12 protein-coding genes and 1 pseudogene are annotated in these 16,543 nt (G+C 32.1%); 2 read left to right on the top strand and 11 right to left on the bottom strand.

What is annotated here, in order from left to right; all coding sequences use genetic code 11:
- Positions 1-67: 67 nt before the first annotated feature.
- The 9 genes and pseudogenes from brnQ to T473_RS0110440 all read right to left on the bottom strand — a co-directional run bounded on the left by brnQ (position 68) and on the right by T473_RS0110440 (position 13,479).
- Entirely contained in the window at positions 68-1,360 is a 1,293-nt protein-coding gene (gene brnQ / locus T473_RS0110480) for a branched-chain amino acid transport system II carrier protein (RefSeq protein ID WP_024621867.1), read from the bottom strand.
- Between the two features lie 27 nt (positions 1,361-1,387).
- Positions 1,388-2,464, bottom strand: a complete 1,077-nt coding sequence (gene buk / locus T473_RS0110475) for a butyrate kinase (protein ID WP_024621866.1) — start codon at positions 2,462-2,464, stop codon at positions 1,388-1,390.
- Between the two features lie 221 nt (positions 2,465-2,685).
- Positions 2,686-3,257 (bottom strand): annotated as a pseudogene (locus tag T473_RS16630) (indolepyruvate oxidoreductase subunit beta).
- Position 3,258: 1 nt separating this feature from the next.
- The gene (gene iorA / locus T473_RS0110465; RefSeq protein ID WP_024621865.1) at positions 3,259-5,043 is read right to left on the bottom strand and encodes an indolepyruvate ferredoxin oxidoreductase subunit alpha; all 1,785 of its coding nucleotides are present in this window, start codon (positions 5,041-5,043) and stop codon (positions 3,259-3,261) included.
- Positions 5,044-5,072: 29 nt separating this feature from the next.
- Complete coding sequence (locus T473_RS0110460; protein ID WP_242825912.1) at positions 5,073-6,404, bottom strand: pyridoxal phosphate-dependent aminotransferase; 1,332 nt, start codon at positions 6,402-6,404, stop codon at positions 5,073-5,075.
- Between the two features lie 203 nt (positions 6,405-6,607).
- Entirely contained in the window at positions 6,608-8,338 is a 1,731-nt protein-coding gene (locus T473_RS0110455) for a sigma 54-interacting transcriptional regulator (RefSeq protein ID WP_278246359.1), read from the bottom strand.
- Positions 8,339-8,567: 229 nt separating this feature from the next.
- Positions 8,568-10,043: a stage IV sporulation protein A gene (gene spoIVA / locus T473_RS0110450; protein WP_024621862.1), complete on the bottom strand. Its 1,476-nt coding sequence runs from the start codon at positions 10,041-10,043 to the stop codon at positions 8,568-8,570.
- Positions 10,044-10,455: 412 nt separating this feature from the next.
- On the bottom strand, positions 10,456-11,994 hold the full coding sequence (locus tag T473_RS0110445; protein WP_024621861.1) for a M4 family metallopeptidase: 1,539 nt from the start codon (positions 11,992-11,994) through the stop codon (positions 10,456-10,458).
- Positions 11,995-12,711: 717 nt separating this feature from the next.
- The gene (locus T473_RS0110440; protein ID WP_024621860.1) at positions 12,712-13,479 is read right to left on the bottom strand and encodes a glucose 1-dehydrogenase; all 768 of its coding nucleotides are present in this window, start codon (positions 13,477-13,479) and stop codon (positions 12,712-12,714) included.
- 343 nt (positions 13,480-13,822) lie between these two features.
- Here T473_RS0110440 and T473_RS0110435 point away from each other — a divergent pair, with 343 nt between their 5' ends.
- Both T473_RS0110435 and T473_RS0110430 read left to right on the top strand, forming a co-directional pair.
- A complete protein-coding gene (locus T473_RS0110435; protein ID WP_024621859.1) occupies positions 13,823-14,008 on the top strand; it encodes a hypothetical protein in 186 nt (61 codons plus the stop codon).
- 95 nt (positions 14,009-14,103) lie between these two features.
- Entirely contained in the window at positions 14,104-14,544 is a 441-nt protein-coding gene (locus tag T473_RS0110430) for a hypothetical protein (RefSeq protein ID WP_024621858.1), read from the top strand.
- Positions 14,545-14,848: 304 nt separating this feature from the next.
- Here T473_RS0110430 and T473_RS0110425 read toward each other — a convergent pair whose 3' ends face one another.
- On the bottom strand, positions 14,849-15,859 hold the full coding sequence (locus tag T473_RS0110425; protein ID WP_024621857.1) for an NAD(P)H-dependent glycerol-3-phosphate dehydrogenase: 1,011 nt from the start codon (positions 15,857-15,859) through the stop codon (positions 14,849-14,851).
- 57 nt (positions 15,860-15,916) lie between these two features.
- On the bottom strand, positions 15,917-16,534 hold the full coding sequence (plsY, locus tag T473_RS0110420) for a glycerol-3-phosphate 1-O-acyltransferase PlsY (protein ID WP_024621856.1): 618 nt from the start codon (positions 16,532-16,534) through the stop codon (positions 15,917-15,919).
- Positions 16,535-16,543: the final 9 nt, after the last annotated feature.

Genomic DNA, 16,543 nt, shown 5'->3' with positions numbered 1-16,543 from the left:
TCAAGATTTTGTCTACCATCATGTTCTAGTTTTGACAGTACTATGTATTTCATTGCTAACTAATCAATTAGGCTCCTACCTTAGTTTTATTTGAGTTGCTCTTTATAACGGCTCCGATTATCCCAAATATCAACGCTGGTACTACCCAATTGAAACCTAGATCAGTAAGAGGAAGCTTATTAACAAATCCGAAGTTTCCAGTCATGCTGTATATTACGTTTAATGCACTCGTCACTAACGTAGCATAAGCTGCCCCTTTAAAGGCATTGTCATTTTTAATATAATCCCCTGCAAGTGTCATTAAAACTAGTACAAGAAGCACTGGATAAACTAATTGCAGTATTGGAACTGAGAATTGAATTATAAAATCAACACCTAAATTCGCTATAACTGTACTCGCTACACATATACCTATAACATATTGTTCGTATGTAATTTTAGTTATGCCTGCAAAGTAATTCGATATAGCAGAAGTAAGACCTATTGATGTAGTTAAACAAGCTAGAGTAACTATAACCCCTAATATAACTTTACCAGTATATCCAAAGATCAAATTGGTAATTTCAACTAGCAAAGATGCCTGAGGGACGTCTGTTCCAAACATTGTAGATACTGTTGATCCCAAGAATGCCAGACCTCCGTATACAAGTCCTAAGAAGACACATGCAACAATACCCGATTTAATAGTCATACTTATCTTTTCTTTTTCATCAGTATAACCTTTATGGGCTAGAGACAGTAGCATAATCGTAGCCATAGATGCAGCCCCTAAAGCGTCCATTGTTTGATATCCCTGTTTAAATCCTTCTGCAAATAGATTTGTTTCTATCAATTGTCCAGGATTTGCATCTGCTATTGGAAATATAACGCCCTTTATTATTAGTACAAACAACACTAATAACAATGCAGGTGTTAAGAATTTTCCTATTATATCTATAACTTTAGATCCCTTTATTGTGAGAACTAGTGTCAGTGCAAAGAATATAGCTGCAGCAACTATCCTAACTAGGCTTCCATAGTCTCCTATTATAGGCATTACACCCATTTCATAAGTAGTAGCGGCTGTTCTAGGTATAACTAGAAGTGCAAGACATGATAGAGCTGAAATACTAATTATTCTAGCTAAGGTTTTACCTGATCTAGATAAAATTTCGTCTAGACTTCCAGAACACTTAGCAGATGCGATTATAACTAAAAGTGCAATTCCTGCATCGGCAAGTACAAAGGCCACTATTGCTATTAGCCAACTTTGACCTGATACTAGACCTAAATATGGTGGAAACAGTAGGTTACCTGCACCAAAAAACATTGAAAAAAGTGCAAATCCAACGATTATGATATCTTTCATCTGTTTGCTCATGTTTCTTCCCCCAATCCTTTAAAAAGGTTAATTTTTATTTTCTTTAAATTCCCAATAAGATTCTTTTTTTCTTAAAACTCTTAGTACTCCATAAGCAAGCGATTCAAGTTCATTCTCACCAGGCATAACTTCGACATGAGATATAAACTTAACCTTTTTCTCAAGCTGTGATGTAAACTTTTTAGAATAAGCTATTCCTCCCGTGACTATTATTGCATCGACATTTCCATCAACAACTGTAGCCATTTCTCCTATACCCTTGGCTATTTGATATATCATTGAATCGTATATTAATTTGGCTTTTTCATCACCGTCTTCTATCATTTTTTCTACATCTCTTACATCAGCAGTATTTAAATGCGATACAATACCACCTTTTCCCCTGATCAAGCTAAGAATCTCAGGTTGATTGTGCTTACCAGAAAAACACATCTTCACTAATTTAGTTCCAGGAACTCTACCAGATCTCTGGGGTGAAAACGGACCTTCATCATCTGATAACATATCTACCATTCTTCCCTTTTCATGTAGATATATAGTCGCTCCACCACCTACATGGGCTACAATTAAATTTAAGTCTTTGTAATCTTTGCCAGAATGTTTAGCGTACTTTAAAGCCATTGCCCTTGTATTTAGTGCATGTCCTGTGCTCGATCTCTTAATAGATGATATACCTGTAACTCTAGCGATATCCTCCATCTCATCCACAGCTACAGAATCGTATATGTAAGCATCTATATTCAGAGGTTTTGCTATTGAACTAGCTATAACAGCACCTAGATTTGAAGCATGTTCTAAAGCAGGTCTATTTTCTAAGTAATCTAACATCTCTTCATTTACTTTATAAGCTCCTGATTTTACAGGAGGAAGTGCTCCACCTCTTCCAACTACAGCACTTAAAGTATTTATATTGATATTGTTTTCCTCAAGAGATTTTAAAACAGAATCTTTTCTCATCTCAAATTGATCAAATACTTTTTCATATTTATCTACTTCTTCAGAAGAATACTCTATAGAACTCGACATCTTCAAAATATCATTATCGTAAACAGCTATTTTTGTAGATGTTGATCCTGGGTTTATGGCTAAAATTCTATATGACATATTTCTACTCCCTTTCAGTATTAATTAAGATATTCTAATTCAAATATATTTATTTAAGATATATTTGAATTAGAATTTATCTATATATTTTTTTAAAGAATACTTTTTATTATTTAACGCTGCATATTATTTTCATTATTTAATGTAGAATATATATTTTTATTATTTATACTACATATATTTTTAATAAAATGCTACATATACTTTATATCTATTAATTACTAAACAGCTAATTCCTTCCCTAAATTAAAGGCCTTTATATTAATATCTATAAATTTTTCTTTTACATTTTCTCTAATAATTTTTTCCCAATTTATATCTTCTAACTTCATTTTTTTACCAGACTACCTAAAAGAATTATGTTCATAACTTTAGAGTTACCTAGTTCTACAGCTTTTTCTCCAGCATCTATAATTGCAGCATTTAGTCTCTTTAACTCTTCATCGATATCTTTTTCAAGGTACTCTGCAGCTCCTGTCAAAACTGGTATCGAATTTATCCTAAAGTTATTTGAAATAATATGCCCATCTGGCTTTAGATACTCAACCCATCTAAGAGTTTCCATCTTTTCAAAAGAAACTAGAATATCTGCTCCTCCAACCTCTATAACTGGGGAGAAAACTTCTTCACCATATCTAACTTGAGAAGATACTGATCCTCCTCTCTGGCTCATACCATGAATTTCGCTCATTTTCACATCGTATCCAGCTTCTAATAGACCTGTAGTTAAAAGCTTACTTGCAAGGATTGTACCTTGACCGCCAACACCTACCAAAAGTATACTCTTAGTCATATTAATTCTCCTCCTTAACTATTGCGTCTTTTGGACAAACTTGTGCACAGACATTACATCCAACACACTGTTCTCTATCTATATTTGATTTTTTCTTCTCGTGATCAAATACTACTGCTGGACAACCTGTCTTAGTGCACATCTTACAACCTATACAAAGATTGTGGTCTACTCTATTTTTAGTAGTAAACAGAGGTTTGAACTCCTCTTTATCTTCTTCAGAGAATTTTTTAAGAGCACAAGGCCATCTAGTAATTATTACTGAAGGTTCATCTAGTGCGAGTGCCCAGTCAAGCGTATCATTTACTTCTTTTAGTATATTTGGATCTATAACTCTTATATGTTTAACACCGCAAGCTTTCACCATTGCTTCTATATCAACTTCTGTAGTTGGATCTCCTTGAAGAGTATATCCTGTTCCTGGATTATCTTGATGACCAGTCATTCCAGTTATTCTATTATCTAGAATTACAGATACTGAGTTTCCTTTATTGTAAACTACATCTAAAAGTGAATTGATTCCTGTGTGGAAGAATGTAGAATCACCTAAAACTCCTACGACTCTCTTTTTATTGTCTTTGTTCATATTAAATACCTTTTGAGCTCCATGTCCGGCACTCAAACTTCCACCCATACATATAATCCAGTCAAGTGCGTTATAAGGACCAGCAAATCCTAGAGAATAACATCCAATATCTCCTGAAACAACTACATTCTTTCTTTTTCCTAGTGCATAGAAAAAACCTCTATGTGGACATCCTGCACAGAAACTCGGAGGTCTTGGAACCACTAAATCTTTCTTGTAATCCACAGTCTCATTTGACTCCCCGTATAAAGATTTTCTTATAACATCTGGAGTCATTTCACCATAAGGAGGGAATAGATCCTTGCCTATACAGTCGATTCCATTTGCTCTCAATTGTTCTTCTATAAACGGATCATTTTCTTCTATTACATAAATTTTACCTACTTTGTTAGCGAATTCCTTAAGTTTCTCAATAGGCATAGGATTAGTAAATCCTAACTTCATATATGAAACACTGTCTCCAAATACCTCTTTTGCAAAGTTATAACACATCCCCGAAGTTACAACCCCTGTTTCTGAACTATTCATCTCAGAGAAATTTAGATTTGTTTTATTAGCAAAATCGTAGAGTTTTTTAGATCTCTCCTCTACAATTACTCTTCTTTTTTGAGCAATTGCTGGAACAGTAACAGTTTTTTGAACATCTTTTATGTATTCTTTTATTTCTACTTCTTCTCTATCGTAACAATCCACACCACTCTTAGAATGAGCAAGTCTTGTAGTTGTCCTAACTAAAACTGGTGTATCAAATTCCTCACTTATTTCATAAGCAACTTTTATCATATCTTTTGCCTCTTGACTATTTGAAGGCTCAATAAGCGGAATTTTGGCAAACTTAGCATAGTTTCTATTGTCTTGCTCATTTTGAGATGAGTACATACCTGGCTCATCTGCTGATAACAACACCATTCCACCATTTACACCTATATACGAATATGTGAAAAGAGGATCTGCTGCCACATTAACACCAACGTGCTTCATAGAAGCAAACGTTCTCGCTCCAGCTAGAGAACCCCCTACCGCAGCCTCGAGTGCAACCTTCTCATTCGGTGCCCACTCAGCCACTATATCGTCTTTATATAATGCTATATTCTCTAATATTTCAGTACTTGGAGTACCTGGATAAGCTGAAGCATATCTAACTCCCGCCTCATATACTCCACGAGCTATAGCTTCATTTCCCGTCATTAATTTTTTCATAATAATTCCTCCATCATCTTATAAATTAATTACATATTTCCACTTGCTACCATCTCTTCAAGTACACTCTTTATGACCTTTGGTGAAGCTTTGCATTTATCCTCTGCTACAGAACAAATAGCAAACCTAACACCCATTTCCAATGGAACTGCAAATAAATAATGTTTTGCCAATTCATCAACAACTGCCATTGGGTCTTCACAAGGGATACTTATAAAGAATCCAACTCTGTATGGAAGTATTTCAAGCCCTATTTTCTCAGCTTCATCTACAAAAGCCTTAGCGCGAACTTCTAATAGCTTTTTGTACTTCTCTTTTTCAGCCTCATACTCAATCATTTTTTCTGGATTGTTAATTATATTCGACAATAATGTCATTGCGCTTCTGTTACAGTTTGACCAAGTAGCCCTACAAGAGTGGGTACATGAGTAGTAGAATTCTTCAGCCACTTCTGAATTTGAGCTAATTCCAATTACAGCTCCCATTCTCATTCCATACGCTGTAAATCCTTTCGACATACTGTATGCTACAATTGTAAAGATATTGTCTGGCAAGTCTGAAAACTTCTTAAAGAAACTTCTACTTTGTTTATCATCACCCGCATAATCAATATATGCTACATCTACTAAAAATATTATCTTCTTGTTATCATCTTTAGAAACTTCCTTTGCAAGTCCTAAAATCTTATCCCACTCTTCCTCAGTTACAGTATATCCTGTTGGATTGTGAGCTGGTGTATTTATGATTGTAAATATTCTGTCTTGTTTCTGAGCTAAATTGAGGAAACTCTCTTTAAAAGACGAAAAGTTAAATTCCCCATTTTCATCAAAGAGCTTATAAGTTACAACACCTCTATCGCCCTCTTCAGCAATACTAGTGTAAGAACCCCAGAACCAATCTGATGTAAGAACATTATCGCCATAATTAGTATAATTCCAAAGAGCCAGCTTAATCGCTCCACTTCCTCCAGGAGATGCCACTGCTTTTATATATCCATTTGGAGTATAGTCTTTAAAACAAGCTTCTTTTACTGCTTCAAGATAGTCTGGCTGACCTTCAATTGATGCGTATGCACAAAATTCGGCATTATCAAATGATTTATATTCGTCATACACAGTTTTAAATGCAACTATTTTTCCATCATCTTCAACAATCGAACCAAGTGTAGCGTTAATAACGTTTTTTCTGCCAAACTTTTTTTCTGCTTCCTGTGCTCTTCCCGCTAAACCAAAGATTATATCCTTTTTTCTAGGCCATATTGCATGTTTTGCAGCCATACTTGAATTCATAAAATCACTCCTCTGTATAATAGTTTCATTATTTAAATGAGCAATTAGTATGCCATCTATTGCTTTCTCCATATAAACCTTAAATCTTAAATTAAATTTAGACTTATATCTTATAATAATTAATAGATTATACAATTTTCTGAATTTTCCAATTTATGTGTTAAATAATTATTTTAAATAAAAAAAATAATGTTTAAATTAATGAACAAATGTTAATTAATCTAAACATTATTTGTAAAAAATAGTAATTTTAGAATTACTCAAGCTTTTTATTTTTATACATTTTGATTGTATTTTTTCCAAAGAGAAGTTCTGCTTATACCTAAAATTTTCGCAATATCATTTTTAGATAATCCCTGTTCTATCATCATATCTATTATTTTAACTTCAACAGATTTCTGAATTTCCTTAATATCTATATTTAAACTATTTATATCGCCAATATCATATTTAGTCTCTTCATTATCGACATTTTCATTTTTTACCACATAAAGAGAGCTACTTTTGTATTTGCCTAATTTTATCTTCCCAGTAATTACATATTTTCTAGCAACATTTTTTAATTCTCTCACATTACCTGGCCATTTGTAGTTATTTAATATTTTTATCTCGTTATCAGTTAAATTGATCCCATTCTCTTCAACCAAATTATCCATACCATTTTCTAGCCTAGTCTCATAAACAAAATTTCTAAATAAAAGCAATATATCTTTCTTTCTCTCCCTCAGAGGTGGAATATTTAATTCCAAACTGCTCAAACGATAGAATAAATCCGCTCTAAATAACCCCTGCTCAATTTTATCTATTAAAGGTTCATTTGTTGCTGCAATAATTCTAATATCTAGTGGTATTAAATGATCTGAACCTATTCTCATTATTTGTCTTTCCTCAATTACTCTAAGCAACTTCGTTTGAATACTTAGAGGAAGGGTATTTATTTCATCCAAAAATAACGTTCCCTTATTCGCCAGCTCAAATATACCGCGTTTTCCTCCTTTTTTCGCACCTGTAAATGCACCTTCTTCATAACCAAAGAGTTCACTTTCCAGTAAACTTTCCGAAATAGCAGAGCAGTTTATTGGAACAAAATTATTCAAACCTCTCTTACTAATATTATGTATACTGTGAGCTATAATTTCTTTACCCGATCCACTTTCTCCGTAAAGAAGAAGTGTATAATCAGTTTGTCCAACAATTTTAGCCTCTTCTATAAATTCTTTTGTAACCCTATCTTTATATTTAAAATCCTGAAATGTATATCTAGAATTAAGTCCTTCCTTCCCCTGGTCGAGAGCAATTTTACCCTCTACTCTTTGAAGTTTCGTCATATCCAAAATAACACCTAATATACCAACTGTATCCCTTCCCACTTTTATTAAGTCCGTTTTCGTACATACTGACACATCGTTTATTTTTCTTACAACTAGTTTATCGCATTCATCTTGTGTTGATCTCTCTACTATCCAATTCATCTGTGGACAAACATTTAATATAAATTTATTTAAGATTCCTTTTTCATTCACATTTAGAATTTTTCTAGCATAGCCGTTACACATCAAAACCTTACCCTTAGAATCAACAAAAATTATGCCGGCATCGATTTTTTCAAAAATACCAGTTAAAACTTTATTATTCACTTCACAATCCGCTGCTTTAAGCATGTTTTTGCTATAGTTAATAAATTCTCTTATAGATTTTTCACCTACCTCGATAGTTGTATTATCTATACCATACTTTTTAGCTAAATCGCATACTTTGCTCTCTCCAACTATAACAACTTCATTTTTTCGGTCTAAATACTTCAATAAACTATTTTCTACTTCAGATTCAAGATCAAAGAATTCCTCCTCGATGTCAATGTATAATAATTCTTTCAACATCTTATAATCAGAGTTAATTTTATTATTATCTATTATTAATACTACTGTCTTGGAATATTTTTTTGACGTATAAAGTGCCTTTAAAATATCTTCTAATCTTACTCTTGACTCATTGTTACAGGCTATTATACCGATCTTACTACTTATAATAATCCCTCCCTAAAATCAATCTCCGATATCTTTGAAAACGTTTACTAGGATGATGTAAAATAGATGTCAAGTGAATGTTTTATCTATACATAAAAAATATATTGTATAGATAAAAACAACCTCCCAATTAGTATAATTTTATTTTACACTAATCAGGAGGTTTACACAAAAATTTAAGGTATGCAATTTCTACAACAATCGACAATTAAAGAATTATCGTTATAATATTCGAACTTCCCTCATTAACAATTTTTTGAAGAGTTTTTTGCATTTTACATCTAATCTCTTCAGGCATTGTATAAAGTTTACTTTGTAACTGTTCTTTAACAAGATCATTTAAAGACTTACCAAACATATTTGACTCCCATAAATCACTTGGATTTTGCTCAAACACATCAAGTAAATACGTAATCATCTCTTCACCTTGATTCTGATTACCAACAATAGGAGAAACTTCTGTAGAAATATCTGCTTTGATTATATGAAGAGACGGTGCATTTGCTTTAAGTTTTATACCGTATTGTTTACCCTGCTTCATAATCTCAGGCTCTTCAAGAGTAAGCTCATCTAAAGACGGAGCAACAACACCATAACCTCCAATCTTTGCATCTATAAGAGCGCTCTCTATTTTATCATATTCATTTTTAATCTTAGACAATTTGCTTATCAAACTCAAAAGTTGATAATCTCCCTCAATCTTAAATCCACTCTTCTCCTCAAGAACATTATAAAATAAATCCTGTTTAGTTTCCAAATCTATATTTACAACGCCCTCACCAAGCTTAACATTATCCACCCCTGGGCAATTTAAAAACTCAAGCTCAGAAAATCCATTCATAATATCATTTATATCTCTTATCTTATTTAAATCAGCTATATTTTGTTTTAGAGAGCATATAATCTCACTCTTAATCCAGTGGTCTTTTTCCAAACCTTCAATCCACTTAGGAAGATTTATTCTGACCTCAGTAATAGGAAAATCATTTAAAACAGCCTCCATAACACCCTCAATTTCCTTATCTTCCATCTCAATTACATTAAGCGGCATAATTGGCACCTCATATTTTTCTTCCAATTCCTTCCTAAGCATATCAGTCTCATCACTATTTGGATTTAGAGTATTTAAAACTACAGCAAATGGCTTATCAAGTTCCTTTAATTCTTTAATAACCCTTTCCTCAGCATTAACGTAGCTATCTCTTTCAATCCCAGTGACAGAACCATCAGTCAACATAACAATACCTATAGTAGAGTGATCTTTTATTACCTTCTTAGTTCCAATTTCAGCAGCTTTTTCAAAACTCATAGCTTCCTGTGACCAAGGAGTAGAAACAAGTCTTTGCTTTCCACCTTCCTCATGACCAAGAGCTCCATCAACTATGTAACCAACACAATCAACCATCCTAACATTAAAGGACATAGTTTCCCTTATCTTTATTTCTACACCATCTGCAGGAATAAACTTAGGCTCAACAGTCATAATGGTTTTACCAGATCCACTTTGAGGAATTTCATCTCTAGTACGCTCTCTTTTAAATTCATTATCAATATTTGGAATAACCAGCTTTTCCATAAACTTTCTGATAAAAGTCGATTTTCCTGTTCTAACAGGGCCGACAACACCTATGTAGATATCCCCTTGCGTTCTTTTTGCTATGTCTTCGTATATATTATTATTCATATTATTCCCTCCATGCATTTAATCTTATTAAAGTATATTTGTATGTAGGTTTTAATATTACAGTTTTTTTAGATATTGTGTGCTTGATGTTATCTGAGGTTCAATCACAAATTGTGTACGATGGGAATTCGACTTCATCGGCTTGTAAAATTGAGATTGTAGTTCTGTTGTTATCACTCCTCCAACTAAATAGAACTTACTATAGGATAATAAATATAACTAGAGTTCAGTACAACAAAAATAGTTGCTTAAATTTCAAAGCAACTATTTTATCATGACTTTTTAATTAAATTTTCTGAATTGTTGTATACTGTATACATTCCGGTATATTCATAAATATATGAACTACAAATATATTACAATATACGTTTTTCCGCTATTTTTGAATATATTGATTTAGTACCCTGCAATGTTAATTTACCCCAACTGCACTCCATGCTTGTTTAACAACTGAGGCTTCCTTTGCTCCATAAAGATCTTTTGCTGATTGAATTAAAGCTTGATTAGCTTCCGAGAAATTTGACTGTCTTGTTAGATATTTTGTAAGAGCTCTGTAATAAATTTGTTCTGATTTTTCTTTTCCTAAATTAGTAATAGTATTATATGCAGCTTTATTAGGAATACCACTATTAATGTGAACTCCTCCATAATCAGTATTTATATTGAGATTTAAATAATTTCTCATATGGTCTGGCTGATTATACTTTCTAGGTTCTTTTAAACTCCTCATAGCTGTATTAGGTGCTTTATATAAATCCTCACCCATTGTCCAATCTTCATTGTCTACAAAATAGCCAAAAACATCTGAAAAAGATTCATTTAATGCTCCTGGCTGGAATTCATAAACTAGGTCAGCTGTTGATGATGTAACTCCATGTGTAATTTCGTGTGCTACAACATCATCTGCTGCAGAGAAAGGATTTTCTGTTTTCGGATTACCATCACCATAAATCATTTCTGCACCAGTCCAGGCAGCATTACTCCAATTTCCGCCTGTCTCTGGATCAGGTACATTTACATAAGAATATATATCTGCTCCTTTTCCATCGTAACTTTCTCTATTGTGTACATCTTTATAATATTTATAGACATGATTTGTATAGTAATGAGCATCTACACCTGCTTTAAATTTTTCATCATTGAAAGAATTTAATGCATTAGAGATAATGCTTCCTATTATACTATTTTCTTGAAAATATTTAAAGCCTACAGTACCTATAGTACCTTTCTGAGTTTTATCTAATAAATAAAAGTTACCACTCTCCTCTGTCAAGTTTAACGGAGACTTTACCTTACCATCTGATCCTATTCCAGAACCTGTTGTTATCGTGGCATTTTCTAAGCGATTTTGTTTATTAACAATTTCACCACTTTCTGTATCTACTTTAATTATCCAATGAGCTGGTTCAGGTAAACTATATATTATTTCCAAACTATATACTGATCTGTTAGTTTCTTCATCAACAACAATATTGGCTTCTTTGATAACATCTGTACCTGATAAGTTTTTAACTTCACTACGTGATTTTTCTATTGACTCAAAAGCTAAATCAATAGCTTTGTTCTTATCTATTACAGTTTTGTTTTCGACCTCAAGCTTACCTTGTTCTAGGTCCCCATTTACAAAAATAACCTTTCCAGATTCATTTGTATGTATTTTAACTTCCGACTTTTCAGCAAAGTATCCATCAGCTTTAGGCCTTAAAGTATAGTGAGTAAATCCTAGCTCATCTTTTTCTTTTTTAACTAATTCATATTGATCAGAGTGATTTTTTACACTATATTCGCCTGAAACACCTTTTAATACGTCTTTTAAATCTTTTTCTGAGTTAATACTATATGTTTTTTGTAAGTCTACATTTGTTTGACTATCTGCATAACTAACTATAGGTGCTAAAAAATTAAAAGTTAAACCTGTTAATGTTAAAATTGCTAAATTTTTTTTAATCATTTAAACTTCATCTCCTTTAAAATTTTAATTATGTTATGTCCGTGATGTCAAATTTGTACTTTAAAAATATTCGTCACATATTTTCACCTCCATATGTTCACAAATATTAATTTAGTTTTAATGTCTTTATTTTAAGGTACTTTTTATATTGTAAAATTTTATATGGTCAGAGAAAAATATCCTAGAATGTAGTTTAAAATTTATAACTAAACTAATACGATTATCGTCTATATTAATTATACAAACGTCAAAATGATATTTCTTGCACTTGTAGCTTATAATTTGTGACAAGAATAAAAGATTTGTTTTGAATATTCAATAATTATGCTATATTCTCTTATTATAAATGTATTATACTAAACTTTTTCATCGTTAAGTTTAATTTAGCAAAACTGGTCATTTAATAGGCAAAACAGGGCAGTAATATTATTTCTTTTAAGTATTGCTACAATTTTAGAATAAAAATATACTCCTAAATAACAATTGATATATATTATGTGTTGGTAGAATTGATTTTGACCTTATCTTGGGGTTCACTTACTTCTAATGAAAATTAATTGGGGTTCGGTGGATTTAATTCTAAATAGTGGGATTTAAATGAGAATGCGACTACAGTTACAGCCTTTTTCCAAAGCTGTGGTAGTCGCGTTCTCAATCAAATACTGCTATTTTAAATTAAATCCATCGAACCCCAATTAATTCACCATTTCTATTCCACTATATAGTATTCCAGCCACCATCAACATTCAACAATTGTCCTGTCGTATAACTTGACGCATCAGAAGCAAAGTAAATAAGTGCTCCATTTAACTCACCTGGCTTACCTATTCTTCCCATTGGACTTCTAAATTTAACAAACTCATTAAATGCATCATTCTCTACTGCTCTTTTTGTCATCTCTGACTCAAAGTATGCTGGACCTATAGCATTAACCGTAATATTATGCTTTGCCCACTCTGATGCTAATGATTTTGTCAGCATCTGAACTGCACCTTTAGTTGCACAGTATGACGATATTGTATTAGTTCCTATAGCTAAGTTACTGTGTATAGATCCTAAGTTAATAATCTTACCGTATTTGCTATCAATCATTATCTTTCCAACTTCTCTTGCCATTAAATAAACACCAGTTAAGTTAGCATCTACTACTCTATTCCACTCATCAAGTGTTTGCTCTTCTGCTTTTTTTGCATTTGCAACCCCTGCGTTATTTACTAATATATCTATTTTTCCATAATATTTTTTAATTTTTTTTACTGCATTTATCACTTCTTCTTCATTTGTTATATCACATTTTACAGCTAGACACTTTCTTCCAGTTGAAGATATATCTTTTGACAATTCATCCAATTTTTCTTTTCTTCTAGCAAGTATCGCAACATCTGCCCCTTGCCCAGCAAGTGCTTTTGTAAATTGTATTCCAAGTCCTGACGATGCCCCAGTTATTACAGCAACCTTTCCACTAAGATCAAATATATTATTCATAATTAATTCTCCTTTTCATTTAATTTTAATATTCATTTACATACAAGTTTTTATACCCTTAGACAAAGATATATAAACCAAATATTTATAAATATATAAATTACCAATCCTCACACCATTATTATAATGAGCTTTTCCACGTTTTATACAAAGTTTCATTTTACAAAAATCTATTGTTAATAAAAGATCGACAGTAAAATAAAAGTAGATAACGACGATCTAACTGAAAAGATGCTCCACTGTGTATTAAATTTTTTATAAATGGAAACTAACCCCTACCATTGATAGGGGCTATATTTTTCTGTAAAATTAGTTATAATAAAGTTATAGGAGAAAAATTATTATGATTAGAAAAATTATTTCAGTGTTAGTATTGGCTAATTTTGCTATACTTACGTTAAATGTAATGCAGTATTTAATACCAGAGCTATATAGCTTTAACCAACTATTTTTTACTCTTTACGGAGTAGTATTCGGACTATTTACCCATCAGTATTATAAGTTTATAAATAGGTTTATTAGAAAATAGCTGCAAATTTTATTAGATATTTATATGTTTAATAATCTAAGGTTTAATAAATTTTGCTAATTTAGATAGTATTTAAATGAATGTGAGGTGATATTATGAAAGAAAATCATAAACTTGTGAGTATAAGTCTTGAGGAGCTAAAAGAAAAAAACTGCCTCTATATAGAGAGGATTGATAAAGGTTTTAATAACCTAAAACATCATTTTATAGAAGGAAATGATAATGAACTAAAAGAATACTTACTACAAAAAATTGATGAAAATGGTATAGAAAATACATATGTAGATTTTTATTATAGCAGATTGAATTTTGAAGAAAGAAATAGAGTCTATTCGGATTTAAGTCAAGATAATAAAGATTTTATAAATAAATATATGTTAGAAGAAGACGGTATCTATTTTCAAATGACTCCAGAGCTTTTTGAAATAACGTTTAAACTATCCATTACTGAGATGCTTTTTAGCACCTTTTATTTTAGTAAGTTTCCATGCACTGTATGGAGTAATTATAATAAAAAATTTATTGTATTTGAGTAAATTCTAAATTATAGAATTTTAATTACATAGTGAAAAAATTGAACTAATTTAGTTCAATATTTTTTTGCGAGTGGTTAGCCATTTCGCAGATTCCATAATTTTAGAGTTTCATCATATGCTCTGAAATAATCATTCTGACCTTTTTGAGTCTTATAATTTAAACCTTTTTTAATATATCAACTTCTTCTGTAAATAAAAAGGCAAGTAGCAAAGCGTCGATCACTTTACTATTTGCCTATATAACTTTTACACTATTTCTACTATCATTGTTGTCAATGATGAAGATATTTATTATCTAGTAACTTTATAAACTTATTATCTCTTCCATCTCATGCTTCTTCTGTCTAACCATAAGCTCAATTCCAACTTCTTTTGGATTCTTACCTTCGTCGAGTACTGCAAAAATTGCATTTGTAATCGGTACATCTACTCCAAGTTTTTTAGCTACTTCGTAAGCTACTTCAGTTGCAGTTATTCCTTCAACTACCATCTTAACTTCATCTAATGTCTCCTGAAGAGTTTTTCCTTGTCCGATTAAAATACCTGCTCTCCTGTTTCTGCTGTGCATACTTGTACATGTAACTATAAGATCTCCTATTCCTGAAAGGCCTGCAAATGTAGTCATATCTGCTCCCATAGCCACTCCTAGTCTGCTCATTTCACTTATTCCTCTAGTCATAAGTGCAGCTTTTGCATTGTCGCCGTAACCTATACCGTCACAGATTCCAGCTCCAAAAGCTATTATATTCTTGAAAGCTCCTCCAAGTTCAACCCCTACTATATCAGGGTTTGTATATACTCTAAATGCTTGAGCCATAAATAGATCTTGTACTCTTTCAGCTATATTTATATCCTCAGATGCTACTACTACTGTAGTTGGAATATCTCTAGCTACCTCTTCAGCATGTGATGGACCTGATAAAACAACATATGGATTATTTGGAAGCTCTTCTTTGAAAACCTCTGATAATCTAAGTCCAGTCCCCTTTTCTAATCCCTTTGCTACATCTATAATTATTTGATCCTCATTAATAAAAGGTTTGATAGTTTTGCAAGTGCTTCTAAAAGCTTGTGAAGGAACTGCCGATACTATCATATTACATCCCTTTACTGCTTCTTCAATATCTGAAGTTAAATTCAAATTTTCAGGAAATATTATCCCTGGAAGATAAGCCGTATTTTCTCTAGATTTGTTAATTTCTTTAGCTTGATCCGAATGTCTAGTCCACATACATACTTCATAACCCTTTTTCGCAAGAACTAGAGCTAATGCGCTTCCCCAGCTACCTGCACCTAATACACATACCTTTTCCACATCAAACACCCCTAATTTTAACTATTCTTGTTTAACTGTTATTTTATGTTTATTAAATTATTCTTCTTTTTTTCTTCCAACTTTGTTTTCTTCGCCTTTTATAAGTCTTTTTAAGTTGGCTCTATGTGTATACATTACAGATAGAGTTAAAAATAAAGCTACCACAAACCCAGGATTATTCTTACTTATCAACATAAACGGAGCTGAAAATGCTATTCCAACGACTGATCCAAGGGAAACGTACTTAGAAACTGCAACTACAACTATAAATATCCCAAGACATGATAGTGCAATAATAGGATTGATAGCTAGCATCGCCCCAAGAGATGTTGCAACGCCTTTCCCACCTTTAAATCCTAGAAAAGCTGGCCAATTATGTCCTAACACTACAAATATTACTGCTACATATCCGGCAATAATTCTGTCAACACCTATCAAGTTACCAATAATCTCGCCAATTAGCACTGATAATGTACCCTTTAATAAATCTCCAACAAATGTTGCAGCTCCTGCTCTTTTACCCATGGTTCTAAGTACATTTGTAGAACCTGCATTTCCTGAACCTTGTGTCCTTATATCCACTCCTGAAAATTTCTTGGCTATAATATAAGAAGTCGATATATTTCCTAAAAGATATGCAATTACAGCAATTGCAATATAACCAAATGTAACCACTCCAGTACC

It is taken from the genome of Clostridioides mangenotii TR (assembly GCF_000498755.1).
In the GTDB taxonomy this organism is placed as follows: domain Bacteria; phylum Bacillota; class Clostridia; order Peptostreptococcales; family Peptostreptococcaceae; genus Metaclostridioides; species Metaclostridioides mangenotii_A.
Note: the sequence above shows the minus strand (reverse complement) of the source record. Positions and strands in the feature narration are given on the sequence as shown.

What these genes read in the sequence shown, in the direction of transcription:
- spoIVA (WP_024621862.1), bottom strand. Translation starts at nt 10,043, where the DNA reads ATGAATAATAATATATACGAAGACATAGCAAAAAGAACGCAAGGGGAT.
- T473_RS0110430 (WP_024621858.1), top strand. Translation starts at nt 14,104, where the DNA reads ATGAAAGAAAATCATAAACTTGTGAGTATAAGTCTTGAGGAGCTAAAA.
- iorA (WP_024621865.1), bottom strand. Translation starts at nt 5,043, where the DNA reads ATGAAAAAATTAATGACGGGAAATGAAGCTATAGCTCGTGGAGTATAT.
- buk (WP_024621866.1), bottom strand. Translation starts at nt 2,464, where the DNA reads ATGTCATATAGAATTTTAGCCATAAACCCAGGATCAACATCTACAAAA.
- T473_RS0110435 (WP_024621859.1), top strand. Translation starts at nt 13,823, where the DNA reads ATGATTAGAAAAATTATTTCAGTGTTAGTATTGGCTAATTTTGCTATA.
- T473_RS0110445 (WP_024621861.1), bottom strand. Translation starts at nt 11,994, where the DNA reads ATGATTAAAAAAAATTTAGCAATTTTAACATTAACAGGTTTAACTTTT.
- brnQ (WP_024621867.1), bottom strand. Translation starts at nt 1,360, where the DNA reads ATGAGCAAACAGATGAAAGATATCATAATCGTTGGATTTGCACTTTTT.
- T473_RS0110460 (WP_242825912.1), bottom strand. Translation starts at nt 6,404, where the DNA reads ATGGAGAAAGCAATAGATGGCATACTAATTGCTCATTTAAATAATGAA.
- T473_RS0110440 (WP_024621860.1), bottom strand. Translation starts at nt 13,479, where the DNA reads ATGAATAATATATTTGATCTTAGTGGAAAGGTTGCTGTAATAACTGGG.